Source organism: Aeromonas allosaccharophila (assembly GCF_016026615.1).
Taxonomy (GTDB): domain Bacteria; phylum Pseudomonadota; class Gammaproteobacteria; order Enterobacterales; family Aeromonadaceae; genus Aeromonas; species Aeromonas allosaccharophila.
The window spans coordinates 3,235,001-3,259,677 of sequence record NZ_CP065745.1; the positions used below are offsets into that span (position 1 = coordinate 3,235,001).

General features: G+C 56.6%; 40 protein-coding genes. 5 read left to right on the forward strand and 35 right to left on the reverse strand.

Features of this window, described 5'->3' with window-relative positions:
* Positions 1-9: 9 nt before the first annotated feature.
* The 26 genes from rpsD to rpsJ form a co-directional block, all read right to left on the reverse strand.
* Positions 10-630 carry a 30S ribosomal protein S4 gene (gene rpsD, locus I6G90_RS14710; protein WP_005340600.1) on the reverse strand — a complete coding sequence of 207 codons (621 nt, stop codon included), beginning with the start codon at positions 628-630 and terminating at the stop codon, positions 10-12.
* Positions 631-669: 39 nt separating this feature from the next.
* Positions 670-1,059: a 30S ribosomal protein S11 gene (gene rpsK, locus I6G90_RS14715; protein WP_005319702.1), complete on the reverse strand. Its 390-nt coding sequence runs from the start codon at positions 1,057-1,059 to the stop codon at positions 670-672.
* Between the two features lie 14 nt (positions 1,060-1,073).
* Positions 1,074-1,430, reverse strand: coding sequence for a 30S ribosomal protein S13 (gene rpsM, locus I6G90_RS14720; RefSeq protein WP_005307991.1), 357 nt, complete (start codon positions 1,428-1,430; stop codon positions 1,074-1,076).
* A gap of 139 nt (positions 1,431-1,569) precedes the next feature.
* Positions 1,570-1,683, reverse strand: coding sequence for a 50S ribosomal protein L36 (gene rpmJ / locus I6G90_RS14725; protein WP_005319705.1), 114 nt, complete (start codon positions 1,681-1,683; stop codon positions 1,570-1,572).
* Positions 1,684-1,710: 27 nt separating this feature from the next.
* Positions 1,711-3,039, reverse strand: a complete 1,329-nt coding sequence (secY, locus tag I6G90_RS14730) for a preprotein translocase subunit SecY (protein ID WP_042059159.1) — start codon at positions 3,037-3,039, stop codon at positions 1,711-1,713.
* An 8-nt stretch (positions 3,040-3,047) separates the two neighbouring features.
* Positions 3,048-3,485 carry a 50S ribosomal protein L15 gene (gene rplO / locus I6G90_RS14735; protein ID WP_033138839.1) on the reverse strand — a complete coding sequence of 146 codons (438 nt, stop codon included), beginning with the start codon at positions 3,483-3,485 and terminating at the stop codon, positions 3,048-3,050.
* Positions 3,486-3,487: 2 nt separating this feature from the next.
* The gene (gene rpmD, locus I6G90_RS14740; protein WP_005307985.1) at positions 3,488-3,667 is read right to left on the reverse strand and encodes a 50S ribosomal protein L30; all 180 of its coding nucleotides are present in this window, start codon (positions 3,665-3,667) and stop codon (positions 3,488-3,490) included.
* Between the two features lie 6 nt (positions 3,668-3,673).
* Positions 3,674-4,174 (reverse strand): 30S ribosomal protein S5, encoded by a 501-nt coding sequence (rpsE, locus tag I6G90_RS14745; protein WP_005340605.1) that lies wholly within the window; start codon positions 4,172-4,174, stop codon positions 3,674-3,676.
* A gap of 14 nt (positions 4,175-4,188) precedes the next feature.
* Positions 4,189-4,542: a 50S ribosomal protein L18 gene (gene rplR, locus I6G90_RS14750; RefSeq protein WP_005340606.1), complete on the reverse strand. Its 354-nt coding sequence runs from the start codon at positions 4,540-4,542 to the stop codon at positions 4,189-4,191.
* Positions 4,543-4,551: 9 nt separating this feature from the next.
* Positions 4,552-5,085: a 50S ribosomal protein L6 gene (gene rplF, locus I6G90_RS14755; protein WP_005340607.1), complete on the reverse strand. Its 534-nt coding sequence runs from the start codon at positions 5,083-5,085 to the stop codon at positions 4,552-4,554.
* A gap of 13 nt (positions 5,086-5,098) precedes the next feature.
* Entirely contained in the window at positions 5,099-5,491 is a 393-nt protein-coding gene (gene rpsH, locus I6G90_RS14760) for a 30S ribosomal protein S8 (protein WP_005307980.1), read from the reverse strand.
* 21 nt (positions 5,492-5,512) lie between these two features.
* Positions 5,513-5,818 (reverse strand): 30S ribosomal protein S14, encoded by a 306-nt coding sequence (rpsN, locus tag I6G90_RS14765; RefSeq protein WP_005340609.1) that lies wholly within the window; start codon positions 5,816-5,818, stop codon positions 5,513-5,515.
* A 10-nt stretch (positions 5,819-5,828) separates the two neighbouring features.
* Positions 5,829-6,368, reverse strand: a complete 540-nt coding sequence (gene rplE / locus I6G90_RS14770) for a 50S ribosomal protein L5 (protein ID WP_005331162.1) — start codon at positions 6,366-6,368, stop codon at positions 5,829-5,831.
* Between the two features lie 13 nt (positions 6,369-6,381).
* The gene (gene rplX, locus I6G90_RS14775; protein WP_005307977.1) at positions 6,382-6,699 is read right to left on the reverse strand and encodes a 50S ribosomal protein L24; all 318 of its coding nucleotides are present in this window, start codon (positions 6,697-6,699) and stop codon (positions 6,382-6,384) included.
* An 11-nt stretch (positions 6,700-6,710) separates the two neighbouring features.
* On the reverse strand, positions 6,711-7,079 hold the full coding sequence (gene rplN / locus I6G90_RS14780; RefSeq protein ID WP_005307975.1) for a 50S ribosomal protein L14: 369 nt from the start codon (positions 7,077-7,079) through the stop codon (positions 6,711-6,713).
* A gap of 147 nt (positions 7,080-7,226) precedes the next feature.
* The gene (rpsQ, locus tag I6G90_RS14785; RefSeq protein WP_033138836.1) at positions 7,227-7,475 is read right to left on the reverse strand and encodes a 30S ribosomal protein S17; all 249 of its coding nucleotides are present in this window, start codon (positions 7,473-7,475) and stop codon (positions 7,227-7,229) included.
* Positions 7,475-7,666: a 50S ribosomal protein L29 gene (gene rpmC, locus I6G90_RS14790; protein WP_005307965.1), complete on the reverse strand. Its 192-nt coding sequence runs from the start codon at positions 7,664-7,666 to the stop codon at positions 7,475-7,477. Before rpmC ends, rpsQ begins: the two co-directional genes overlap by 1 nt.
* Complete coding sequence (gene rplP / locus I6G90_RS14795; protein ID WP_005340612.1) at positions 7,666-8,079, reverse strand: 50S ribosomal protein L16; 414 nt, start codon at positions 8,077-8,079, stop codon at positions 7,666-7,668. Before rplP ends, rpmC begins: the two co-directional genes overlap by 1 nt.
* Before the next feature lie 13 nt (positions 8,080-8,092).
* Positions 8,093-8,806, reverse strand: coding sequence for a 30S ribosomal protein S3 (rpsC, locus tag I6G90_RS14800; RefSeq protein ID WP_005307962.1), 714 nt, complete (start codon positions 8,804-8,806; stop codon positions 8,093-8,095).
* 3 nt (positions 8,807-8,809) lie between these two features.
* A complete protein-coding gene (gene rplV, locus I6G90_RS14805) occupies positions 8,810-9,154 on the reverse strand; it encodes a 50S ribosomal protein L22 (RefSeq protein ID WP_005319741.1) in 345 nt (114 codons plus the stop codon).
* A gap of 10 nt (positions 9,155-9,164) precedes the next feature.
* Positions 9,165-9,443 (reverse strand): 30S ribosomal protein S19, encoded by a 279-nt coding sequence (rpsS, locus tag I6G90_RS14810; RefSeq protein ID WP_005307960.1) that lies wholly within the window; start codon positions 9,441-9,443, stop codon positions 9,165-9,167.
* 22 nt (positions 9,444-9,465) lie between these two features.
* On the reverse strand, positions 9,466-10,287 hold the full coding sequence (rplB, locus tag I6G90_RS14815) for a 50S ribosomal protein L2 (RefSeq protein WP_005340614.1): 822 nt from the start codon (positions 10,285-10,287) through the stop codon (positions 9,466-9,468).
* A 15-nt stretch (positions 10,288-10,302) separates the two neighbouring features.
* Complete coding sequence (gene rplW / locus I6G90_RS14820; protein WP_005331199.1) at positions 10,303-10,605, reverse strand: 50S ribosomal protein L23; 303 nt, start codon at positions 10,603-10,605, stop codon at positions 10,303-10,305.
* On the reverse strand, positions 10,602-11,207 hold the full coding sequence (gene rplD, locus I6G90_RS14825; protein ID WP_025325386.1) for a 50S ribosomal protein L4: 606 nt from the start codon (positions 11,205-11,207) through the stop codon (positions 10,602-10,604). The genes rplW and rplD overlap by 4 nt, the downstream gene beginning before the upstream one ends.
* Positions 11,208-11,224: 17 nt before the next feature.
* The gene (gene rplC / locus I6G90_RS14830) at positions 11,225-11,857 is read right to left on the reverse strand and encodes a 50S ribosomal protein L3 (protein ID WP_005340620.1); all 633 of its coding nucleotides are present in this window, start codon (positions 11,855-11,857) and stop codon (positions 11,225-11,227) included.
* A gap of 22 nt (positions 11,858-11,879) precedes the next feature.
* On the reverse strand, positions 11,880-12,191 hold the full coding sequence (gene rpsJ, locus I6G90_RS14835) for a 30S ribosomal protein S10 (protein WP_005307944.1): 312 nt from the start codon (positions 12,189-12,191) through the stop codon (positions 11,880-11,882).
* 378 nt (positions 12,192-12,569) lie between these two features.
* Here rpsJ and I6G90_RS14840 point away from each other — a divergent pair, with 378 nt between their 5' ends.
* A complete protein-coding gene (locus I6G90_RS14840) occupies positions 12,570-13,496 on the forward strand; it encodes a DMT family transporter (RefSeq protein ID WP_111809383.1) in 927 nt (308 codons plus the stop codon).
* 52 nt (positions 13,497-13,548) lie between these two features.
* On the opposite strand, the gene envZ is transcribed toward I6G90_RS14840, so the two are convergent.
* Together envZ and ompR are read right to left on the reverse strand one after the other, a co-directional pair.
* Entirely contained in the window at positions 13,549-14,859 is a 1,311-nt protein-coding gene (envZ, locus tag I6G90_RS14845; protein ID WP_197928115.1) for a two-component system sensor histidine kinase EnvZ, read from the reverse strand.
* Positions 14,856-15,578: an osmolarity response regulator transcription factor OmpR gene (gene ompR / locus I6G90_RS14850; RefSeq protein WP_005340625.1), complete on the reverse strand. Its 723-nt coding sequence runs from the start codon at positions 15,576-15,578 to the stop codon at positions 14,856-14,858. Before ompR ends, envZ begins: the two co-directional genes overlap by 4 nt.
* A 247-nt stretch (positions 15,579-15,825) precedes the next feature.
* Between ompR and greB the strand changes: the two genes are divergently transcribed.
* Positions 15,826-16,299 carry a transcription elongation factor GreB gene (gene greB, locus I6G90_RS14855; protein ID WP_033138832.1) on the forward strand — a complete coding sequence of 158 codons (474 nt, stop codon included), beginning with the start codon at positions 15,826-15,828 and terminating at the stop codon, positions 16,297-16,299.
* Between the two features lie 201 nt (positions 16,300-16,500).
* On the forward strand, positions 16,501-18,810 hold the full coding sequence (locus I6G90_RS14860; RefSeq protein WP_197928116.1) for a Tex family protein: 2,310 nt from the start codon (positions 16,501-16,503) through the stop codon (positions 18,808-18,810).
* Between the two features lie 70 nt (positions 18,811-18,880).
* Here the strand turns inward: I6G90_RS14860 and I6G90_RS14865 are convergent, their stop codons facing one another.
* The 4 genes from I6G90_RS14865 to bioH form a co-directional block, all read right to left on the reverse strand.
* Entirely contained in the window at positions 18,881-19,159 is a 279-nt protein-coding gene (locus I6G90_RS14865; protein ID WP_042059175.1) for a hypothetical protein, read from the reverse strand.
* Positions 19,160-19,244: 85 nt separating this feature from the next.
* Positions 19,245-20,012 carry a putative metalloprotease CJM1_0395 family protein gene (locus I6G90_RS14870; protein ID WP_197928117.1) on the reverse strand — a complete coding sequence of 256 codons (768 nt, stop codon included), beginning with the start codon at positions 20,010-20,012 and terminating at the stop codon, positions 19,245-19,247.
* A 1-nt stretch (position 20,013) separates the two neighbouring features.
* Positions 20,014-20,247 (reverse strand): flagellar basal body rod C-terminal domain-containing protein, encoded by a 234-nt coding sequence (locus tag I6G90_RS14875; RefSeq protein WP_005340632.1) that lies wholly within the window; start codon positions 20,245-20,247, stop codon positions 20,014-20,016.
* Between the two features lie 71 nt (positions 20,248-20,318).
* The gene (gene bioH, locus I6G90_RS14880; protein ID WP_197928118.1) at positions 20,319-21,083 is read right to left on the reverse strand and encodes a pimeloyl-ACP methyl ester esterase BioH; all 765 of its coding nucleotides are present in this window, start codon (positions 21,081-21,083) and stop codon (positions 20,319-20,321) included.
* A gap of 38 nt (positions 21,084-21,121) precedes the next feature.
* Between bioH and I6G90_RS14885 the strand changes: the two genes are divergently transcribed.
* Together I6G90_RS14885 and nfuA are read left to right on the forward strand one after the other, a co-directional pair.
* On the forward strand, positions 21,122-21,850 hold the full coding sequence (locus I6G90_RS14885; protein ID WP_197928119.1) for a ComF family protein: 729 nt from the start codon (positions 21,122-21,124) through the stop codon (positions 21,848-21,850).
* Positions 21,851-21,930: 80 nt separating this feature from the next.
* The gene (gene nfuA / locus I6G90_RS14890) at positions 21,931-22,509 is read left to right on the forward strand and encodes a Fe-S biogenesis protein NfuA (protein ID WP_005340636.1); all 579 of its coding nucleotides are present in this window, start codon (positions 21,931-21,933) and stop codon (positions 22,507-22,509) included.
* 71 nt (positions 22,510-22,580) lie between these two features.
* Here nfuA and gpsA read toward each other — a convergent pair whose 3' ends face one another.
* Genes gpsA through I6G90_RS14905 form a run of 3 tightly spaced genes read right to left on the reverse strand, consistent with a single transcriptional unit; the run spans position 22,581 to position 24,540 of the window.
* Positions 22,581-23,585: an NAD(P)H-dependent glycerol-3-phosphate dehydrogenase gene (gene gpsA, locus I6G90_RS14895; protein ID WP_042059184.1), complete on the reverse strand. Its 1,005-nt coding sequence runs from the start codon at positions 23,583-23,585 to the stop codon at positions 22,581-22,583.
* A 2-nt stretch (positions 23,586-23,587) separates the two neighbouring features.
* Positions 23,588-24,058, reverse strand: coding sequence for a protein-export chaperone SecB (secB, locus tag I6G90_RS14900; RefSeq protein WP_042059186.1), 471 nt, complete (start codon positions 24,056-24,058; stop codon positions 23,588-23,590).
* Between the two features lie 50 nt (positions 24,059-24,108).
* On the reverse strand, positions 24,109-24,540 hold the full coding sequence (locus I6G90_RS14905; RefSeq protein WP_042059188.1) for a rhodanese-like domain-containing protein: 432 nt from the start codon (positions 24,538-24,540) through the stop codon (positions 24,109-24,111).
* Positions 24,541-24,677: the final 137 nt, after the last annotated feature.

The following is a 24,677-nucleotide window of genomic DNA, read 5'->3' on the forward strand; positions in this document are numbered from 1 at the left end:
AAGCTAGCTTTACTTGGAGTAAAGCTCGACGATCAGCTGTTCGTTAATGTCGGCAGACAGGTCGGAACGCTCTGGCAGACGCTTGAAAGCACCTTCCATTTTAGCGGCGTCAACCTCTACCCAAGTCGGCTTCTCACGCTGACCAGCAACTTCCAGGGAAGCTTTGATACGCGCTTGCTTCTTAGCCTTCTCACGAACGCAGATCACGTCCTCAGGGGAAACCTGGAAAGAAGGAATGTTCACAACGCGACCGTTTACCATGATGGCCTTGTGGCTCACCAGCTGACGAGATTCAGCACGGGTAGCGCCGAAGCCCATACGGTAAACAACGTTGTCCAAACGACCTTCCAGCAGCTGCAACAGGTTTTCACCGGTGTTACCCTTTTGACGGGCAGCGTCGCGGTAGTAGTTGCGGAACTGTTTTTCCAATACGCCGTAGATACGACGAACTTTTTGTTTCTCGCGCAGCTGAACACCGTAGTCGGACAGACGCGCTTTACGCGCACCGTGCTGACCAGGGGCGGTGTCAATCTTGCACTTAGAATCAATCGCACGAACACCAGACTTCAGGAAGAGGTCGGTGCCCTCACGACGGCTAAGCTTAAGCTTAGGACCGATATATCTTGCCATCTTCTTTCTCCAACAATCCTAGACCAAGTTGCTACTGCGTTATACGCGGCGCTTCTTGGGAGGACGACAACCGTTGTGCGGGATCGGAGTCACATCAGTAATATTAGTGATGCGGAAACCAGCCGCGTTCAGAGCGCGGATGGAAGACTCACGACCGGGACCCGGACCTTTGACCATGACTTCCAGGTTCTTCACGCCGTATTCTTTGGCGATCTCACCAGCACGCTCTGCAGCTACCTGGGCAGCAAACGGAGTGGACTTACGGGAACCACGGAAACCTGAACCACCAGAGGTAGCCCATGACAGAGCGTTGCCCTGACGGTCAGTAATGGTCACGATTGTGTTGTTGAAAGATGCATGAACGTGCGCAATACCGTCGCTCACTTGCTTTTTAACGCGCTTGCGAGCACGAGTCGGAGTTTTAGCCATTTTCTACCTTCCCGTTACTTCTTGATAGCCTTGCGCGGACCCTTACGGGTACGAGCGTTGGTCTTGGTACGTTGACCACGAACAGGCAGGCTACGACGGTGACGCAAACCACGGTAGCAACCCAGATCCATCAATCGCTTGATGTTCATGGAAATCTGACGACGTAGGTCACCTTCAACGGTGAATTTCCCTACTTGTTCACGCAGACTCTCGATCTGAGCTTCGTCCAGGTCTTTAATTTTCACATTCTCAGCGATACCGGCTGCGGCACAGATGGCCTTGGAGCGGGTACGACCGACGCCATAAATCGCAGTCAAAGCGATGACTGCATGCTTATGGTCAGGAATGTTAATGCCAGCGATACGGGCCACTATTCACTCCTACATATAGTAGATTACGACCACCACAAAGCCCGTGAGCGGATACGTGGCGGTCAACCAATACACAACAAAAGTTGGCTGGCTATATTAGCCAGCACAACTATTTGTTGCAAGTACTAACCGTAAAAAATTAGCCTTGGCGCTGTTTATGCTTTGGCTCGCTGCAAATCACACGCACCACACCGTGACGCTTGATGATTTTGCAGTTACGGCAGATTGCCTTAACGGAAGCACGAACTTTCATTGCTTAACTCCGTAACTACGCCGACCTTTAGCGGCCGTAGCCCTTCAGGTTGGCCTTCCTCAGGACGTCGCCATATTGATGAGACATCATATGGGTTTGTACCTGAGCCATGAAGTCCATGATAACTACCACGATAATCAGCAGCGAAGTGCCACCGAAGTAGAACTGTACGTTCCAGGCAGTCATCAAGAACTGGGGTACCAGACAGATAAAGGTTATATAGAGCGCTCCTGCCAATGTCAGGCGAGTCATAACCTTATCGATGTAACGTGCTGTCTGCTCGCCCGGGCGAATCCCCGGGATAAAGGCTCCACTCTTCTTCAGATTATCTGCTGTCTCGCGGGGGTTGAACACCAGCGCGGTATAGAAGAAGCAGAAGAAGATAATGGCTGCTGCATACAGCATCTCGTAAAGCGGTTGACCCGGCTGCAGGACCATAGAGACCTGTTGCAGGATATCAGCTACTTTACCCTCGCCCTGACCAAACCAAGAGGTAATGGTCCCCGGGAAGAGGATGATACTGGATGCGAAAATCGCAGGAATCACACCGGCCATATTCACTTTCAACGGCAGGTGTGTGCTTTGCGCGGCGAATACCTGGCGGCCTTGTTGACGCTTGGCATAGTTAACGACGATACGACGCTGACCACGCTCCACGAACACCACAAAGTAAGTCACTGCGAAAACAATCAAGCCCAGCAACAACAACAGCAGGATGTGCAATTCCCCTTGACGTGCCTGTTCGGCCGTAGCGCCAATGGCATGCGGCAGACCAGCAACGATACCCGTGAAAATAATCAACGAGATACCATTACCAATCCCACGCTCGGTAATCTGTTCACCCAACCACATCAAAAACATGGTACCGGTGACCAGACTTACAACCGCTGTGAAATAGAAGCCTAAACCCGGATGAGTCACGAGTCCATGCATCATATTCGGCAGACCGGTTGCAATACCAATTGCCTGGAAAGTTCCCAAAACCAGCGTGCCCCAACGGGTATATTGGCTAATCTTGCGACGGCCGGATTCACCTTCTTTCTTGAGTTCAGCAAGAGCGGGGTGAACCACAGTCAGCAGCTGGATAATGATCGACGCCGAAATGTACGGCATGATCCCCAGCGCAAGAATAGAAGCACGCGAGAGTGCACCACCACTGAACATGTTGAACATCTCAATGATGGTGCCCTTCTGTTGCTGGAACAACTCGGCCAGTACGGCGGCGTCAATACCAGGAATCGGCACATAAGAGCCTGCACGGAAAACGATAATCGCCCCGAGAACGAAGAGCAGACGGCTCTTCAGTTCACTCAGACCACCCTGTGCTTTAACATCCAATCCTGGTTTCTTAGCCATTGTACTGATTATTCCTCGATTTTACCGCCAGCGGCCTCGATGGCTGCACGTGCACCTTTGGTGACGGACAGACCACGAACGGTCACAGCACGGTCAATGTTGCCAGACAGAACAACTTTAGCGAATACGATGTTCTTAGTAACAACACCGGCTTGCTTCAGAGTGCTCAGATCGACCACATCACCTTCCACCATGGCGATTTCGTTCAGACGCACTTCGGCAGAAACCAAAGATTTGCGAGAGAAGAAACCGAACTTCGGCAGACGGATTTTCAAAGGCATCTGGCCGCCTTCGAAACCGTTGCGGACTTTGCCGCCACCGGAACGAGAGGTTTGGCCTTTAACACCACGACCACCAGTCTTGCCCAGGCCGGAGCCGATACCACGGCCACGACGTTGTTTTTCAGGCTTGGAACCAGCGGCCGGAGACAGAGTGTTCAGACGCATGCTTAGCCCTCCACCTTAACCATGTAATAAACCTGGTTGATCATGCCGCGTACGCAAGGAGTATCTTCCAGCTCAACGGTGTGACCAATGCGACGCAGACCCAGACCACGCAGAGTCGCCTTGTGCTTTGGCAGACGGCCGATAGAGCTGCGAGTTTGAGTTACTTTTACAGTGTTAGCCATGTCGCATTACCCCAGAATTTCTTCAACGCGCAGACCACGCTTGGCAGCGATCTGTTCCGGTGATTGACCGTGAACCAGAGCGTCTACAGTTGCGCGAACAACGTTGATTGGGTTGGTGGAACCGTAGGTCTTGGCCAGCACGTTGTGGATACCGGCAACTTCCAGAACAGCACGCATGGCGCCGCCTGCAATGATACCAGTACCTTGAGAGGCCGGCTTCATGAACACGGTGGAGCCAGAGTGAACACCACGCACCGGGTGGTGCAGAGTGCCGTTGTTCAGCTCAACCTTGTTCAGGTTACGCTTAGCCTGTTCCATTGCTTTTTGAATAGCAGCCGGAACTTCACGGGCTTTACCGTAACCGTAACCTACACGGCCGTTACCATCACCCACCACGGTCAACGCGGTGAAGGACATGATACGACCACCTTTAACAGTTTTCGAAACACGGTTTACTGCAATGAGCTTTTCTTGCAGTTCGCCGGCTTGAGATTCGACTTTAGCCATCTTCGACTCCTAGCTTAGAACTGAAGACCAGCGTCACGTGCGGCAGCTGCCAGAGCAGCAATGCGACCGTGATACTTGAAACCGGAACGATCGAAAGATACGTTCTGAACGCCTTTGGCAATAGCACGCTCAGCGATAGCTTTACCTACAGCGGTAGCAGCATCTGCATTACCGGTGTATTTCAGAGCTTCACTGATGGCTTTCTCTACTGTGGAAGCAGAGGCCAGAACTTCGGAACCGTTGGCTGCAATAACCTGCGCATAGATATGACGCGGGGTACGGTGAACAACCAGACGGGTGGCTCCCAGTTCCTGCATCTTTTTCCGAGCACGAGTAGCACGACGGAGACGAGCTGCTTTCTTGTCCATAGTGTTACCTTACTTCTTCTTAGCTTCTTTAGTACGCACTTGCTCGTTGGCATAGCGTACACCCTTGCCCTTGTAGGGCTCCGGAGCGCGGTAAGCACGGATATCGGCGGCGACTTGGCCAACCAGCTGCTTGTCGACGCCACGCAGAACGATTTCTGTAGCAGTCGGGCACTCAGCGGTCACACCAGCCGGCAGCGCATGCTCTACCGGGTGAGAGAAGCCCAGAGCCAGCGCAACAGCATTGCCCTTGATGGAGGCTTTATAACCTACACCAACCAGCTGCAGCTTGCGCTCGAAGCCTTGGGTAACACCGATTACCATGTTGTTGACCAATGCACGGGCAGTACCGGCCTGAGCGTCAGCACCAGCGATGCTGCCGCGCGGGGCGAACTTGAGTACATTGTCTTCTTTGGTCACTTCTACACCGGCGTGAATAGAGCGAACCAGAGAACCTTTACCACCTTTGATGGTCAGTTCCTGGCCGTTCAGAGTCACCTCTACGCCAGCAGGAATAGTGACGGGTGCCTTAGCAACACGAGACATTTCCTACCTCCTATTAAGCGACGTAGCAGATGATCTCACCGCCCATGCTTGCTTTGCGAGCAGCACGGTCAGTCATCACACCTTTAGACGTGGACACGATAGCAACACCGAGACCGCCCATAACTTTCGGCAGATCAGTAGTGCGCTTGTAAATACGCAGGCCTGGACGGCTTACGCGTTGGATCAGTTCTACAACTGGCTTGCCCTGGAAATATTTCAGTTCAATTTCCAGTTCCGGCTTCACGTCACCAGCTACGGAGTAGCCAGCGATGTAACCTTCTTCTTTCAGCACTTTGGCGATAGCCACTTTCAGCTTGGAAGAAGGCATGGAAACCGCAACTTTGCTCGCCGCCTGACCGTTACGGATGCGGGTCAGCATATCCGCGATCGGATCTTGCATGCTCATAAGTCTAACTCCCGAGATTCGTTACCAAGAAGCCTTCTTCAGGCCCGGAATTTCGCCCTTCATGGCATGCTCACGCACCTTGATGCGAGACAGGCCAAACTTGCGCAGGAAACCGTGCGGACGACCAGTAATATTGCAACGGTTACGCTGGCGGGACGGACTGGAATCACGGGGCAGCTGTTGCAGTTGCAGTACAGCATCCCAACGCGCTTCTTCAGAAGCGTTCATGTCAACGATGATAGCTTTCAGCTCGGCACGCTTGGTCGCGTACTTGGCTACCAGCTTGGCACGCTTTGCTTCGCGCGCTTTCATGGATGTTTTAGCCATAACCCTAACCTTACTTGCGGAATGGGAAGTTAAAGGCAGCCAGCAGAGCACGGCCTTCTTCATCGGTATTCGCGGAAGTGGTGATGGTGATATCCAGACCACGGACGCGATCGACTTTGTCATAGTCGATTTCCGGGAAGATGATCTGCTCACGCACGCCCATGGAGTAGTTACCACGACCATCGAACGCTTTAGCGTTCAGGCCACGGAAGTCACGGATACGCGGTACGGAGATGCAGATCAGCCGTTCCAGGAACTCCCACATACGCTCGCCACGCAGGGTTACTTTACAACCTATCGGGTAGCCTTCACGAATCTTGAAGCCCGCAACAGATTTGCGAGCTTTGGTGATCAGCGGCTTCTGACCGGAAATGGCAGCCATATCGGCAGCAGCATTTTCCAGCAATTTCTTGTCAGAGATCGCTTCACCAACACCCATGTTCAGGGTGATTTTCTCGATCCGAGGGACTTGCATGATAGTCTTGTAACCGAACTGCTTTGACAGTTCATTTACTACATCGGATTTGTAGTAATCATGCAGTTTCGCCATCGTTAAACTCCAATTACTTCACAAGTTCGCCGGTGGATTTGAAGAAACGGACTTTTTTGCCGTCTTCAATCCGGAAACCAACGCGGTCAGCTTTGCCAGTGGCAGAGTTGAACAGCGCTACGTTTGATACATCGATGGGGGCTTCTTTGGTGACGATACCGCCAGCCTGACCCAGTGCGGGTACCGGCTTCTGGTGTTTCTTCACCTGGTTGATGCCTTCAACGATTACCTTACCTTTTGCAATCAGGACTTGAGTGACTTTGCCACGCTTGCCCTTGTCTTTGCCGGTAAGTACGATCACTTCGTCTTCGCGACGGATTTTAGCTGCCATCGTTCGACTCCTTACAGTACTTCGGGTGCCAGGGACACAATCTTCATGAACTTCTCATTACGCAGTTCACGGGTCACCGGGCCAAAAATACGAGTACCGATTGGCTGTTGGTTGTTGTTAAGCAACACAGCCGCATTGTTGTCGAAACGGATGACAGAGCCGTCCGGACGACGAACGCCTTTACGGGTGCGTACGACCACCGCGTTATACACATCACCTTTCTTCACTTTACCGCGAGGAATAGCTTCCTTGATGGAAACCTTGATGATGTCGCCGATGCCGGCGTAACGGCGGTGCGAGCCACCCAGAACCTTAATACACATTACACTGCGAGCGCCGGAGTTGTCGGCAACACCCAGCATACTTTGCATCTGGATCATCTTAGTGCTCCGCTTTGTTTACTTCTTATCCCTGATGGGATCTGGCTGCCTTCAAAAGGCGCGAAACTATAACACAGGATTTTTAGAAAAGGTAGCCTAAAAAACAAACGGCCCCTGAAGGGGGCCGTTTGGACTACAAAGTACCGATTAGGCCTTTTCTAAGATCGCAACCAGGGTCCAGGACTTGGTCTTGGACAGCGGGCGGCATTCGCGGATTTCCACGAGATCGCCTGCTTTACACTCGTTGGTCTCGTCATGCACGTGCAGCTTGGTAGTGCGCTTGATGATCTTACCGTAGATCGGGTGCTTTACCTTGCGCTCGATAGCAACAGTGATGGACTTGTCCATCTTGTCGCTGATTACACGACCTTGCAGAGTACGGATCTTGTCAGTCATTACGCACCTGCCTTCTCAGTCAGTACAGTCTTGATACGTGCGACGTCACGACGCACTTGTTTCAGAGTGTGAGTCTGAGCCAGCTGGCCGGTGGACGCTTGCATGCGCATGTTGAATTGCTCACGCAGCAGGCCCAGCAGCTCCTGGTTCAGTTCTTCGACGCTCTTTTGACGCAGATCTTGGGCTTTCATCACATCACCGTCTTAATTACGAAAGTGGTCTGAACAGACAGCTTAGCTGCGGCCAGGGCAAACGCTTCACGCGCCAGAGCCTCAGGTACACCGTCCATCTCGTACAGAACCTTGCCAGGCTGGATCGGGCAAACCCAGTATTCCACGTTACCCTTACCTTTACCCATACGAACTTCGAGGGGCTTTTCGGTGATGGGCTTGTCCGGGAACACACGGATCCAGATCTTACCTTGACGCTTAACGTGACGGGTCATGGCACGACGGGCTGCTTCGATTTGACGAGCAGTCAGTTGACCACGGGATGTCGCCTTCAGGCCAAAGGTACCGAAGGATACTTCGTTACCAGAGGTGGCCAGACCGCGGTTACGACCCTTGTGGGTCTTGCGGAATTTAGTACGCTTAGGTTGCAACATTTACCGAATCTCCTTACTTAGCAGCGCGGCGCTTGTTGTCACGCTTGGGCTTTGCAGGAGCTTGCTCTTGAGCAGCGGCAGCGTTAACAGCAGCCAGACCGCCCAGAACTTCGCCCTTGAAGATCCAAACTTTAACGCCGATCACACCGTAAGTGGTGTGGGCTTCAGAAGTTGCGTAGTCGATGTCGGCACGCAGGGTGTGCAACGGCACACGACCTTCACGGTACCATTCGGTACGCGCGATTTCAGCGCCGCCCAGACGACCGGAAACTTCCACTTTGATGCCCTTGGCACCCAGGCGCATTGCGTTCTGTACGGCGCGCTTCATAGCACGACGGAACATTACACGACGCTCCAGCTGGGAAGTGATGCTGTCGGCAACGAGTTTGCCATCCAGCTCCGGCTTGCGGACTTCGGAAATGTTGATCTGAGCAGGCACGCCAGCAATAGTGGCTACAGCTTTGCGCAGTTTCTCAACGTCTTCGCCTTTCTTACCGATGACAACACCCGGACGAGCGGTGTGAATGGTCACACGGATGCTCTTGGCCGGACGCTCAATGGTGATCTTGGACAAGGACGCGTTTTTCAGTTCCTTGGTCAGGAACTGGCGTACTTGAAAATCGCTGTACAGGTTGTCAGCGAAGTCTTTGGTGTTCGCGAACCAGGTAGAATTCCAAGGCTTGGTAATACCCAGGCGAATGCCATTAGGATGTACTTTCTGACCCATTGCTTATCTCCCAGCCTTAGCGTCGGATACCACTACAGTGATGTGAGCGGTACGCTTGAGGATACGATCCGCACGACCTTTGGCACGCGGACGGATGCGCTTCATGGAGGGACCTTCGTCGACCATGATAGTAGCAACACGCAGCGCGTCGATATCGGCGCCTTCGTTGTGCTCAGCGTTTGCAATGGCAGATTCCAGCACTTTCTTAACCAGCACAGCAGCCTTTTTCGGGCTGAAGGTCAGGATATTCAGAGCCTTGTCTACGGACAGACCACGTACTTGATCGGCTACCAGACGAGCTTTCTGGGCAGAAGTACGGGCATAACGGTGTTTAGCGATAGCTTCCATCATTTATCCCTTAGCGCTTCTTAGCCTTCTTATCAGCAGCATGGCCGCGATAAGTACGAGTCGGTGCGAATTCACCCAGTTTGTGACCGATCATTTCTTCGGTAACGAAAACCGGAACGTGCTGACGACCATTATGGACAGCGATGGTCAAACCGATCATGTTCGGGATGATCATTGAACGACGGGACCAGGTCTTAACCGGCTTTTTATCCCCGCTTTCCACCGCTTTCTCTACCTTCTTCAGCAAGTGCAGGTCAATAAATGGACCCTTCTTGAGAGAACGTGGCATGGTGATTCCTCTATGTTAACAATTACTTGTTACGACGACGTACGATGTACTTGTCGGTACGCTTGTTCTTACGGGTCTTGAAGCCTTTAGCCTTCTGGCCCCATGGGGACACAGGCTGCATGCCTTTGTTACGACCCTCACCACCACCGTGCGGGTGATCAACCGGGTTCATCGCCATACCGCGAACGGTCGGACGAATACCACGCCAGCGGTTTGCACCGGCTTTACCCAGTTGACGCAACATGTGCTCGGAGTTACCGACTTCACCGATGGTAGCGCGGCACTCGGCCAGAACTTTACGTACTTCGCCGGAACGCAGACGCAGAGTTACATAGTTACCTTCACGAGCCAGGATCTGGATGAAAGTACCAGCGGAACGAGCCAGCTGGGCACCTTTACCAGGCTTCATCTCTACAGCGTGAACGGTAGAACCAACCGGGATGTTGCGCATCGGCAGGGCGTTACCTACCTTGATGGCTGCATCAGCACCAGAAGCGATTGCGTCACCAGCTTTCAGGCCTTTCGGAGCCAGGATGTAACGACGCTCACCGTCTGCATACAACACCAGAGCGATGTTAGCGGTACGGTTAGGATCGTATTCCAGGCGCTCTACTTTAGCCGGGATACCGTCTTTGTCGCGTTTGAAGTCGACGATACGGTAGTGCTGCTTGTGACCACCACCGATATGACGGGTAGTGATACGGCCGTTGTTGTTACGACCACCGGACTTGCTTTTGCTGTCCAGCAGAGCGGCAAAGGGCTTACCCTTGTACAGCTCTTGATTGACGATCTTGACGACGTGACGGCGGCCCGGAGAAGTAGGCTTGCACTTAACGATTGCCATTTTTGAGAACTCCTCTTACTCGGCTGCGCCCATGAAGTCGATGTCCTGACCAGCTTTCAGGGTCACATAAGCCTTTTTCCAATCGGAACGACGGCCTACACGCGCACCTGAGCGCTTGGTCTTACCCTTCATGTTCAGGGTACGGACGGTCTCAACTTCGACCTCGAACAGTTTCGCAACTGCAGCTTTGACTTCCGCCTTGGTGGCATCAACAGCAACTTTGAACACGATAGTGTTCTGCTTTTCTGCGACCATGGTGCTCTTTTCAGAGATGTGCGGAGCCTTCAGAACTTTCAACAGACGTTCTTCGCGGATCATGCCAGCATCTCCTCGATTTGCTTAACTGCGTCAGCAGTCATCAGAATCTTGTCGAAGGCGATCAGGCTGACCGGGTCGATACCGGCAACATCACGCACGTCGACCTTGTACAGGTTGCGAGCAGCCAGGAACAGGTTCTCATCGACTTCAGCAGTCACGATCAGAACGTCAGTCAGTTCCATCTCTTTCAGCTTGGCGATCAGTTCTTTGGTCTTCGGCGCTTCGATGCCGAATTTCTCGACAACGATCAGGCGCTCTTGACGTACCAGTTCGGACAGAATGCTACGGATAGCGCCGCGGTACATCTTCTTGTTTACTTTCTGGCTGTGATCTTGCGGCTTAGCAGCAAAAGTCACACCACCGGAACGCCAGATGGGCGAACGGATGGAGCCAGCACGGGCACGACCAGTACCCTTCTGACGCCACGGCTTTTTGCCGCCACCAGACACTTCAGAGCGAGTCAGCTGCGCACGAGTACCCTGACGGGCACCAGCGGCATATGCAACGACGACCTGGTGAACCAGAGCTTCGTTGAATTCGCGCCCGAAGGTAGTCTCGGAAACTTCAAGAGCGCTCTTGGCGTCTTTCATTACCAATTCCATTACTATCTCCTCAGACGTTACGCTTTGACGGCAGGTTTGACGATCACGTTGCCGTTGGTTGCACCCGGTACTGCGCCTTTGATGAGCAGCAGGTTGCGTTCAGCGTCAACACGAACCAGTTCCAGGTTCTGAGTCGTTACACGCTCAGCACCCATGTGACCAGCCATCTTTTTGCCCTTGAATACACGACCCGGAGTCTGGTTCTGACCGATAGAACCCGGAACGCGGTGAGACAAGGAGTTACCGTGGGTCATATCCTGGGTGCGGAAGTTGTGGCGCTTAACAGTACCAGCAAAGCCTTTACCTTTGGATGTGCCAGTAACGTCTACCAGCTTAACGTCAGCGAGAAGATCTACTTTCAGCTCGCTACCAACAGTGAAAGTTTCACCGTTGTTCAGGCGGAATTCCCACAGACCGCGACCGGCTTCTACACCAGCTTTGGCGAAGTGGCCAGCTTCCGGCTTGGTCACACGGCTGGCTTTTTTGGCGCCAGTGGTAACCTGAATAGCGTTGTAGCCGTCGGTTTCTACAGATTTGACCTGAGTTACACGGTTAGCTTCAACTTCGATAACAGTCACCGGGATAGAAACGCCATCTTCAGTGAAGATGCGAGTCATACCCACTTTGCGACCTACAAGACCGATTGTCATTGTTATCAACCTCTTTCCGTAATTAACCCAGGCTGATCTGGACGTCTACACCAGCTGCCAGATCCAGACGCATCAGGGCGTCTACGGTCTTGTCAGTCGGCTCAACGATGTCTACCAGACGCTTGTGAGTGCGGATCTCGTACTGATCACGCGCATCTTTGTTGACGTGCGGGGAGATCAGGACGGTGAAGCGCTCTTTGCGAGTCGGCAGCGGAATAGGACCGCGAACCTGCGCGCCAGTGCGCTTTGCAGTTTCAACGATTTCCGCAGTGGATTGATCAATCAGGCGATGATCAAAAGCCTTCAGGCGGATACGGATTCTTTGGTTCTGCATTGACAGAGCTCCAATAGATAAAAGAACATAAATCAACACCGCCCGACAGAGATTACTCCCGCCAGAGGTGTGATTTTTCACGTTTCCTCCCATATCGGGAGGACTGTATGGCTGGTCTCTGCAAGCAGTAAACTCAGCAGCAGACATATCGTCTGGCTTACCTCATGGGTAAGCGGAGGGGATTATACGGATTTTTTCAATTTGCGCAAGAGAGGGCGAACAGATTGTGCACAATTTTCTGTGACAGATGGATCTCTGTCACCGTCCCCGAAAAGGCACATCCATGACAGGAATCACCTCAAGGAATGTCCGGCGTCACGATAAGCTCGTTAATGGGCTGATAGACTGCCGCTTTCTTCCGTTCATGACACGACAGCAATGATCAAAGATCAAAAGAAAGCCTACCAGTACGCACTCTGCGCCGTGGCGCTCTGGTCCACGGTGGCAACGGCCTTCAAGATTTCCCTCACCTATTTTGCGCCGGTGCAACTGCTGCTGGTTGCGGCGCTAACCTCGACCCTGCTGCTGGGCACCATAGTGCTCAAGCAGGGCAAACTGCCGCTGCTCTGCAGCTATCTGCGCAGCCGCCCGCTCTATTACCTGATGCTGGGGGTGATGAATCCCTTCCTTTATTACCTGCTGCTGTTCAAAGCCTATGATCTGCTGCCGGCCCAGCAGGCACAGACCCTCAGCTACACCTGGGCCATCACCCTCACGCTGCTCTCGGTGCCATTCCTCGGCCAGACCCTGCGCCGCCGCGACGGAGTGGCTATCGTGCTCGGTTATTTCGGAGCGCTAGTGATTGCCACCAAGGGGGATGTCTTCGGACTGCACTTTGACAATCCCCTGGGGGTGGCACTGGTGCTGCTCTCGACCCTCATCTGGGCCAGCTACTGGATCCTCAATACCCGCAATCAGGGGGACCCCGTCGTCAGCCTGCTGCTGGGTTTCATTATCAGCCTCCCCTTCATCGTGCTCGCCACCTGGCTGCTGGCCGACTTCCAGCTGACCGCCTGGCAAGGCTGGCTGGGCGCCATTTATGTCGGGGTCATCGAGATGGGATTTGGCTTCGTGCTCTGGCTGATGGCGATGCGCCATGCCACCAACACGGCCCCCATCAGCAACCTTATCTTCATCTCGCCGTTTGCCTCGCTGGTGCTGCTCAACCTGCTGGTTGGCGAGGCGATCCACCCAGCCACCCCCATCGGGCTGGGATTGATCGTGGCGGCCCTGCTGATCCAGCAACTGAGATATGGCAAACGCTATCGCAAGGCGGCCGCCACCACACCGGAGAAAGTGCTCTGATAAAAAGTGGTCTGATCATGCAAAAGGGCGTATCCACCGATACGCCCTTCTTTCAATCCATCCACTCCTGCGGCTGGTGTTTCGGCAATCGCACCTCAACCAGCAGGCCGCCGAGCTCCGAACTCCCCAGTCGGATAGTGCCGTGGTGCTGGGCGACTATCTTGGCCACAATCGCCAGACCAAGACCGCTACCCCCAACGGTGCGTGCCACATTGCCCTGGGTGAAGGGCTTGAGTACCCGGGCATAATCCTGCTCGGGAATACCGGGGCCATCATCTGACAGGCGCAAGCGCACCCAGTGACCATCGTCCTTCAATTCGGCATGCAGCCTGCTCGCCCCATAACGCAGCGAGTTGCTTGAGAGGTTGTTCAACACCCGTCGCATGCTGACCGGATTGCAGGCCACCCGCACCGCATCCTGCGGCAACGCCAGCTCAACCTCCAACCCCTGTTCCGAGTAGATCAGCAAGGTATCGTGCACCAGCTGGGTCAGGTCGATCGGCATCAGGTCCTGCCCCTCATCAGGGCGGATATAGTCGATGAACTGATCGATGATGGCATTGGACTCATCAATATCGGAATTGATGCTCTCCTTGAGATACTCGTCACCGGACGACATCATCTCGGTGGCCAACCGGATGCGGGTCAGCGGGGTGCGCAGATCGTGGGAAACCCCCGCCATCATCAGGTTACGCTCCTCGATCAGGCTCTTGATGGAGTGCGACATGTGGTTGAAGGTGCGGGTCAGCCGCCGCACTTCCCGTGACCCCAACTCCCCCAGCGCCTCGGGGAAATGCCCCTTGGCCACCGCCACCGCGCCAGCCTCGAGATCCTCGAGCGGGCGCACCAGCTGCCGGGCAAAGCGCCAGGCCGCAAACAGGGTGATCACCAGCAGCACGCTCAGATAGATAATGAGGGGTTCGATATCGTCATCTTCGATCTCGGTCAGCGGGATCCGCACCCAGATGTTGCTGGCCTGCGGCGGCCGGATCCAGATGATGTAGTGATCCTGGATCTCGACCCGCACTTTGGCCGGGCCGCCCAGTTCACGGCTGATGTTCTCCTCCAGATAGGGGTACGGCTTGGCATCGTTGAAGCCATGCTGCACTGCCTCGCTCTGGGTATAGATATCGGTGCCGGTCGTCACATAGACCAGCGCCTCGGCATCTTCACTCAGCGCCAGTTGTTCTGTGTTGACCGGAAAGATCAGCTTGACCTGATTGGCCAGCAAGTGACTGATCTGCTTGACGGTGGGCGCCAGCAGATAGTTGTAGAAGGTGACGTAGGAGACCGCTTGATAGACCACCAGCACGGCGGCCAGAAACCAGAGCATGCGCGAGAACATGCTGCCGACCTTTTTCATGCACCGTCACCATCTGGTACAAACACATACCCCAGACCCCAGACGGTCTGCAGATAGCGAGGCTGGGCCGGATCCTGCTCCAGCAGGCGGCGCAAGCGGGAAACCTGCACGTCGATGCTGCGCTCGGTGGCGGTATATTCGCGGCCACGGGCCAGATTCATCAACTTGTCGCGGGAAAGCGGCTCGCGCGGATGGCTGACCAGTACCTTGAGCACCGCAAATTCACCGCTGGTGAGCGCCATCGGCTCGCCATCCCGGCTCAGCTCGCGAGTCGCCAGATTGAGCTGGAAGGCCCCGAAGTTGACGACTTTCTCTGCGGCAGAGGGGGCCCCCGGCAACTCGACGGTATGGCGGCGCAACACGGCACGGATCCGTGCCAGCAATTCGCGGGGATTGAACGGCTTGGGCAGATAGTCATCGGCTCCCATCTCGAGCCCGACGATGCGATCCACTTCATCCCCCTTGGCGGTGAGCATCAGCACCGGGATCTGGTTGCCCGCTTCCCGCAGACGACGGCAGATGGAGAGCCCATCCTCCCCCGGCAGCATCAGGTCGAGCACCATCAGGCTGAAGTTTTCACGAGTCAGCAAGCGATCGGCCTGTTCACCATTGGCCACGCCGCGCACCACGAATCCCTGCTCGGTGAGATAGCGCTCCAACAGGGAACGTAATTTCAGGTCATCGTCCACGACCAGGACCTTGTATTGCTGCTGACTCATTGCTTTGCCTCTTATTCTTTAGCTGCCCCCAATACTAGGGGGGGATATAGCAGGAGCAAAGCATAAATATGTTACCGGTTATTACCCATCCCGAGAGCGTGACGGCCATCAAGTCACCGACCTCGCCACCACCCTCTTGAGGGATCCCGCCAGACCAGTACGATTTATCTCGACAGAAAAGGGACAAAAGCTAATATTCCCGAGCAGTTAGCGATGATTACCCCTCTTTGACCAGGTCCGCATCACCATGAAGACAAAGCTGATCACCCGCGAAGGCTACAACAAGCTGAAAGAAGAGCTCGATTTCCTCTGGCGTCAGGAGCGCCCCGAGGTCACCAAGAAGGTGGCATGGGCTGCCAGCCTGGGGGATCGCAGCGAAAATGCCGACTACCAGTACAACAAGAAGCGGCTGCGGGAGATCGACCGGCGGGTGCGCTACCTGCGCAAGTGCCTCGAAGAGCTGGGGATCGTCGACTATGCCCCCGCACAGGAGGGCAAGGTGTTCTTCGGCGCCTGGGTCGAAGTGGAAAACGAAGAGGGCGAGACCAAGCGTTTTCGCATCGTCGGCTATGACGAGATCTTCGAGCGCAAGGATTACATCTCCATCGACTCCCCCATGGCCCGCGCCCTGCTCAAGAAAGAGGTCGGGGACGAAGCCATCGTCCGTACGCCAGTGGGTGACGCCTGCTGGTATATCAACGAGATCAGCTACCCCAAATAGTCGGACTGCTGGCGGGCGGCTACCACTGCCACATCCTGAGTCATAGGTGCAGCGGCAAGATAAGCGCCCTCCCCCGCGGCCCCATCAATCTGCGTGACGGTGACCCCGGCGCAGGGTGGCATCCCGTTACACGACCCCATATAGTGCTCACACTTGGCGCCTGATGGCGCGGACTCGACCACAGAGGCCCTCAACAACATCATGATGCAAACCATAGAGAGACAGATTGCCGGTGAGCTCAATGCTCGCCCGGAGCAGGTGCAGGCCGCGGTGCGCCTGCTGGATGAAGGCTCGACCGTGCCCTTTATCGCCCGTTACCGCAAAGAGGTGACCGGCGGTCTGGACGACAGTCAGCTGCGTACTCTGGAGAGCCGCCTCGGCTATCTGCGTGAGCTGGAAGATCGCCGTCAGGTGATCATTCGTTCCATCGAGGAGCAGGGCAAGCTGACCCCCGAGCTGGCCCGCGAACTGCGCGGCGCTGACAGCAAGACCCGGCTGGAAGATCTCTACCTCCCCTACAAGCCCAAACGCCGCACCAAGGGACAGATGGCGATCGAAGCCGGGCTGGAGCCGCTGGCCAACCTGTTGCTCACCGATCCGATGCAGGATCCCGAGCAAGCGGCCGCCGCCTTCCTCAATGTCGAATTGGGCATTGCCGACAGCAAGGCCGCCCTCGACGGCGCCCGCTATATCCTGATGGAACGCTTCGCCGAGCAGGCAGACCTGCTGGAGAAGCTGCGCGACTACTTGTGGCAGAACGCCACCCTGCGCGCCCGCGTGGTGGCAGGCAAGGAGCAGGAAGGGGCCAAGTTCAAGGATTACTTCGAGCACGACGAACCACTGCACAAGGCCCCCTCCCACCGGGTGCTGGCCATGCTGCGCGGCCGCAACGAGGGGATCCTCAATCTGGCGCTGGTCACCGGTGACGATGAGAGTGCCAGCCCCTGCGAAGGGATCATTGCCCACCATCTCAAGCTCAATCTGCAGAACCGCCCGGCCGACAAATGGCTGCAAGGGGTGGTGAGCTGGACCTGGAAGATCAAGTTGTCGCTGCAGATGGAGACCGAGCTGATCGGCCGCATCCGCGAATCAGCCGAAGACGAGGCGATCAAGGTATTCGCCATGAACCTCAAGGATCTGCTGATGGCAGCCCCGGCCGGCATGCGCTGCACCATGGGGCTGGATCCGGGCATCCGCACCGGGGTCAAGGTGGCCGTAGTGGATGCCACCGGTAAGCTGGTCGATCACGCAACCATCTATCCATTCGAACCGAAACGCCAGATTGATCAGAGCCTCAAGACCCTGAGCGAGCTGTGCCAGAAACACAAGGTCGAGCTCATCAGCATCGGCAACGGCACCGCCTCGCGGGAGACCGACCGACTGGTGAGCGATCTGTTCGAGCGCTACCCGGCCGCCAAGGCGCAGAAGATAGTCGTGAGCGAAGCGGGGGCCTCGGTCTACTCCGCCTCCGAGCTCGCCTCTCTGGAGTTCCCAGATCTCGACGTCTCGATCCGTGGCGCCGTCTCCATCGCCCGTCGCCTGCAAGACCCGCTGGCCGAGCTGGTCAAGATCGACCCCAAGAGCATCGGGGTAGGCCAGTATCAGCACGACGTCGGCCAGAGTCAGCTGGCCCGCCGACTGGATGCGGTGGTCGAAGATTGCGTAAACGCGGTCGGTGTCGATGTGAACACCGCCTCGGTCGCCCTGCTCAACCGGGTTTCCGGCCTCTCCCAGACGCTGGCCCAGAACATCGTCGCCTACCGGGATGAGAATGGCGCCTTCAGGAGCCGTCAGCAGTTGCTGAAAGTAAGCCGACTCGGCCCCAAAGCCTTCGAACAGTGCGCCGGCTTCCTGCGCATTCGCGGCGGCAGCAATCCCCTCGACAGCTCGGCGGTGCACCCGGAGTCCTATCCGGTGGTGGAGCGGATCCTCGCCAGGCTGGAGCAAACCGTGGAGAGCCTGCTCGGCAACAGCAGCCTGCTGCGCAGCCTGAAACCGGCCGACTACACCGATGAACAATTCGGCGTGCCCACCGTCACCGACATCATCGGCGAGCTGGACAAGCCGGGCCGCGACCCTCGCCCCGAGTTCAAAACCGCGACCTTCAAGGAAGGGGTGGAGAAGATCAGCGACCTGGTGCCCGAGATGGTACTGGAAGGGGTGGTCACCAACGTCACCAACTTCGGCGCCTTCGTCGATATCGGTGTTCATCAGGATGGGCTGGTGCACATCTCCTCCCTGACCGACCGCTTCGTCAAGGATCCCCGCGAGGTGGTCAAGGCGGGCGACATTGTGCGGGTCAAGGTGCTGGAAGTGGACGCCCCGCGCAAGCGGATCAGCCTGACCATGCGCCTCGATGAAAAAGCGGGGCAAGCTGCCCGCAAACCGGCTGAAACGCGCAACAGCAGCGCTGGCAACGCCAAGCCAAGAAATGAGCCGCGACAAAGTGCCCCTACGGGTGGCGCCATGGGCAACGCCTTCGCGGCGGCGCTCTCCAAAGCGAAAAAGTAACGAAGCCTTCCAGAAGCCCTCTGAATGCAAAAAGCCCCGCAAGGGGCTTTTTTACACGCGAAGTACAGGATTACTGGGCCAGGGCGGCAAGAATGCTCTCGGGCTCTCCATGCTGGGCCAGCACCTCCCGCAACCGGTTGAATGCCTTGCAGGCCTCTTGCGGATACTTGCCGTAAGAGACGACGCCGGTGTGGCTCCAGCCAGCCGCCAGCATGACTTTCTTCTTGAAATGGGTTCCTTCGGTTCCCCCTCCTCCGAGCTGCATCAGAAACTGCTCCATCTGCAGGTGGGGGGGCGGTACACGGGAGAAGGTGGTGAAATCTTCCGCTTTGACTTCATCGAAATGCATGACAGCTCCTGTGAAATTGGAATGGGCCTGATCTTCAGATTAGTTGCAAAACAGGTCACACAGCTGAAAGTTTGGTGAGGGTGATTCAGATATGCAGGCTGAGGGACTGGTTAGCGGCCGGGCTGACGGCTTGGTGATAGTGGCCCGCGATGACGCTGTTGCGTTTGTCCATATAGGCGCTCAGCACACCGCCCGATTTCGCGCTCTGCTCGGCCATCATCTCTTTGCGCGCCTTGGCTTCACTCGCGGCGGCGCTGCGCGCGACGGCCAGATCCTGAGCGGAGGGCTCGGCAGGCGCCAGTGCCGCAGAGCGGATCTGCTGCATTTTGGCGATGGTGGCGGCAGGATCACCGGGTACGGCACTGGTATCGATCTGGACTTCGCCACCCGTCGCATAACGCTTGCCATCCGGCCCCTGCGTAAACTGATAGGTGGGCGAGCTGGCGTACTCACCACCCGCTGACTGGTGGGCCTGCTCGTGGGTGCGTACCTCCTGATCACGCTCGATCAGATCCTGAACCTGCTGCTCTTGCCGCTGTTGCTGCTCCTGCTGTTTGGGATCTTGCTGTTTGCGCTGACCCTCTTCGCCAGTCGCTTCGACAAAGCGATTATCTGGCAGTGTTGTCGGCGCCGGTTGCCCGGTTTCACGGCTGTTCTGGGAGCTCTGATTGCTGGAGGCCTGACCGGCTTTGGATTTCTCTTTCTGGGAGCCGACTTCGGATTCGGCACTGGAGGCTTGACCCTGTCGGGCCTGCGGGATCAGCTCTGCCCGGCGATTATCCGTCCTGGCCGCTTCCACCTGGGGTTGCAGCTGTGTCGGAATAAGGGGGGGCAGACTGACATTGATGTTCATCTCACACCCGGATGTCGATCAGGGTTCCCATCATATCGCTGGCGGTCTGCACTACCTTGGCTGAAGCGCCAGCCTGCTGCTCGGCCACCTTGAGATTGACGAGCTCATCGGTCACTTGCACCTGATCCCCGCTGGGGGTGTTGAGGCGGGCGATCTGATTGGATGCCTTGTCGGCAATCTGCTCGGCTCGCTGAAATCCCTGTACCCCGCTGTTGAAAGCAGAATCAATACGCATGATGTTACTCCTCTGGTCACAGCTTAATTATCCGCCAGACCAGAGGATTAATGAAGCTTGCAGGCTGTTTTTTAGCCAACAAAATCTCGAACGATTTCAATGAATTCGTCAGGGTGGGAGATAAAAGGTGCGTGTGAGGCCTTATTGAGGGTCACGCTGCGGCTGGCAGGGTAGAAATCATCCAGCAGCGGAATGGCTGCCTTGGGCACCAATGAATCCAGTCGGCCATAGATCCGCAACCAGGGCAGATCCAGTTCCCGCAGCGGTTCGCGCAGGTCAATGTCGGCCAACAGAGTCAGTCCGGCCTCGAGTGCGGCAAACTGGGGCGCCGGGCGCTCAGCCAGCCAGTGGCGCAACTGGCGAATATCGTCCCGGGCATGTTCGCTGCCCATCGCCTGGATCGCAAGAAAACGCTCTATGGTCTGGCGAAAATCCCCCGCCAGCATCTGGTTGAAACCGGTCAGTACCTTGGGGGCGATCCCCGGCCACTCATCGCGGGCCATAAAACAGGGGGAGCTGGCCACGGTGATCAGGGAGTGCAACCGATCGGGATGCGTCAGCGCCAGCTGGCTTGCCACCAGACCGCCGAGCGACCAGCCAAGCAGATGGCACTTCTCTGGCAACATGGTGGCGACCTGCTCGGCAAGCCAGGGCAGACTGTAATCCACCTCATCAGCCAGCGGGCTGTTGCCAAAACCAGGCAAGTCCACCAGATGAACCCGATAATGGGACGCCAACTGCTGGGCAATACCATGCCAGACCGCACCATTCATCCCCCAACCGTGCAACAGCACCAGATCGGGCCCCTGGCCAAACTGCTCTACCGATATGCTCATCTAGACTCAAGATCCCTGTTCATGCTCTTGGGGTCAGCATGTTAAAGCGACTGCTCGCTAAAGCAAGCCCGCTGCTCGGCAGCCACGGCGACTGGCAAGGGAGCTGCCTGCTCTGCCATCAACCTTGCGACAACGAGCCCCTGCTCTGCAGCTGGTGTCGGCAGGCGCTGCACCAGTCACAGCCAAGATGCCGCCTCTGCGCCGCACCGCTGGCTGACTATATAGAAGAGAGCATACCGGTCTGCGGCCGCTGCCAGCGCAGACCTCCCCCCTGGGAGCGATTGCAGGTGATCGGCGACTACCAAACCCCCTACCCCATACTGATCCCCCGGCTCAAATATTCCGGCCAGATCCTGCTGGCGCCGCTACTGGCTCAGCTGTTAGCCGATCATCTGGATGGCCGCGAGCCGCCGGAGGCGATCATTCCGGTCCCCCTGCACTGGTGGCGGCAGTGGCGGCGCGGTTTCAATCAGGCGGAGGAGATCGCGCACACCCTTGGCGAGCTCACCGGCATTCCCTGCGACAACACCCTGTTGCAGCGCATCAAGGCGACTCCGCAACAAACAACCCTGAGCGCCGGGCAGCGGCGGCGCAATCTGCGCGGGGCATTCCGGATCCGCCCCCACCACTATCGCCATGTCGCCCTGCTCGATGACGTCGTGACCACCGGCGCTACCGCCGGGCAGCTCAGCCGCTTGCTCCATGAGAGCGGCATCACAAAGGTAGAAGTGTGGGCAATCTGTCGTACCCTGCGGCACAGCAAGTAGCCATCGGCATGCTACCCAAGCATTAATAACCGCGTTATCATGAATACCCTAGTCGTACACTCAGGTTTATGAGGATAGTGATGATCAGCATTTCCGACGCCGCCCAGGCCCATTTCCGTAAACTGCTGGAAAAACAGCCTGATGGCACCAATATCCGGGTGTTTGTGGTCAATCCGGGAACCCAGAATGCCGAGTGTGGCGTATCGTATTGCCCGCCCGATGCCGTGGACCCGGAAGATCAACACCTGCCCTTCAGCGGCTTCGACTGCATGGTCGATCCCCTGAGCGCCCCCTTCCTGGTGGATGCCACCATCGATTTCGTGACCGATCAGATGGGCTCCCAGCTCACCCTGAAAGCACCGAACGCCAAGATGCGTAAAGTGGCCGATGACGCGCCGCTGATCGAGCGCATAGAGTACGTGTTGATGTCCGAAGTGAACCCCATGCTGGCCGGTCACGGTGGCAAGGTCACCCTGGTCGAGCTGACCGAGGACAAACTGGCCATCCTGCAGTTTGGCGGCGGTTGCAACGGTTGCTCCATGGTCGATTACACCCTGAAAGAGGGGATCGAGAAGCAGCTGCTGGAGAAATTCCCGGGCGAGCTCAACGGTGTGAAAGACGCCACCGAGCACCAGCGCGGCGACCACTCCTACTACTGATTTGTTGCCATTGCGGCGCAAAGAAAAGGCCCCGCCATCTGGCGGGGCCTTTTGCATGGGCAATCGGCAGATTACTCGTCCTTCTTGTCTCGCGACAACAGGGCGATGGCCGCCTCTTTCGGGTTCTTACCCTCGTAGAGCACCTTGAAGATCTGCTCGCAGATGGGCATCTCGACGCCGCAGCGGGCCGCCAGCAGATGCACCTCTTTGGTGTTGCGATACCCCTCCACCACCTGACCGATCTCGGTCATGGCGGTGTTCACATCCTTGCCAGCCCCGAGGGCCAGCCCGAAGCGACGGTTGCGCGACTGGTTGTCGGTACAGGTAAGCACCAGATCCCCGAGCCCCGCCATCCCCATAAAGGTTTTGGCATCGGCTCCGAGGGCGGCACCCAGACGCTGCATCTCCACCAGACCCCGGGTGATCAGCGCGGTTCTGGCATTGGCGCCAAACCCGAGCCCGTCGGAGAGACCGGCACCGATGGCGATGACGTTCTTCACCGCACCACCCAGTTGCAAGCCAACGAAATCGGGATTGGTATAGACCCGAAACGAGCGGCCACAGTGCAGCAGATGGGAGAGATCGTCGGCGAACTCGTCGTGGGTCGAGGCGACCGAGATGGCGGTCGGCAAACCGGCAGCCAGCTCCTTAGCGAAGGTGGGGCCGGAGATCACCGCCAGCGGTATCTCGTCACCCAGCACGTCGCGGGCCACATCCTGCAGCAGACGGCCACTGTCCGGCTCCAGACCCTTGGTGGCCCAGGCGATACGGGTATCGGGGCGCAGGAAGGGCTTGATCCGGGTCAGCACATCACCAAATACATGGCTCGGCACGACCAGCAGCAGCACAGGGGCAGCTTGTACCGCACGTTGCAGATCCGCAGTCAGCTGCAGATCGGCAGGAAAAGGGACATCAGGCAAAAATGCCTTGTTGCAGCGGTCTTGTTCCAGCTCGGCGACATGAGCGGGGTCGTGACCCCACAGCAGGGTCGGATGACCGTTGCGCGCCAGAGAAATGGCAAGGGCGGAGCCATAAGACCCCGCCCCCAAGACCGAGATAGCGATCTGGTCAGCCATTATTAGGCTTCCGCAGTCGCCTGCTGGGCCTGTGCTTGCGCCATGTGCTGGGCAAACAGGGCATCGAAGTTGACCGGTGCCAGGTTCAGCTGCGGGAAGGAACCCTTGCTCACCAGGTTGGACACCGCTTCGCGGGCATACGGGAACAGGATGTTCGGGCAGAAGGCAGCCAGGCAGTGAGCCAGTTGCGGCTCCGGCAGGTTACCGATGGTGAAGATACCGGCTTGCTGTACTTCGCACAGGAAGGCAGTTTCGGTTTCCAGTTTGCAGGTCACGGTCAGGGTCAGCACAACCTCGTACACGTTGTCAGCCAGGATGTTGGTCTTGGTATCCATATCCAGCTTGACGTCCGGCTGCCACTCTTTCTGGAAGATGTGCGGGGTATTCGGCGCTTCGAAAGAGACATCCTTGGTGTAAACACGCTGGATGTGGAATTCCGGTTGTACTTCCTGGTTGTTGATCTCGTCAGCCATTTCGTTTGATTCCTTGTTATATGGATAAGTGGGCTCAGGCCCTGCTTAAATCAGCGTTTCTTGGTTACCGGCAGATTTTCTGCACGCCATTGGGCCATGCCACCGCCGAGCACATAAACCTGCTTGAAGCCAGCTTTGCTCAGCTGACGGCCCGCGCCGCCCGCAGTCATTCCCGACTCGCACACCACTATGATGGGGGCATCTTTATGCTTTTCAACCGGACCCAGATTATTGCTCTGGATCTGGGTCAGCGGCAGGTGCTGGGCACCGGCCAGATGGCCCTTGGCGAACTCTTCCTGACTGCGAATATCCACCACGGTGGCGTTCTCGCGGTTGATCAGCAGGGTCGCGGTGTGATTGTTGACGGTTTTTACCGGAGACAAACGGGCACGCACAGTGGTGTAAACCAGAGTGCCAGCCAGACCCAACCAGGCTGCGGTCAGCAGCGGGTTACGGGCCGCAAAATCCAAATACTCTTGCATCTTCTACTATCCAGGGACCAAGACAAGGGCCCGAGTATACATGGGGGTATTGATAAGATCAGCCATCTTGGCGGCAAAGCGCGAGCAGGCTCCCATCATCATCGGGCCGCGAGCATGGCAGGAAGGGCGTGGCTTGC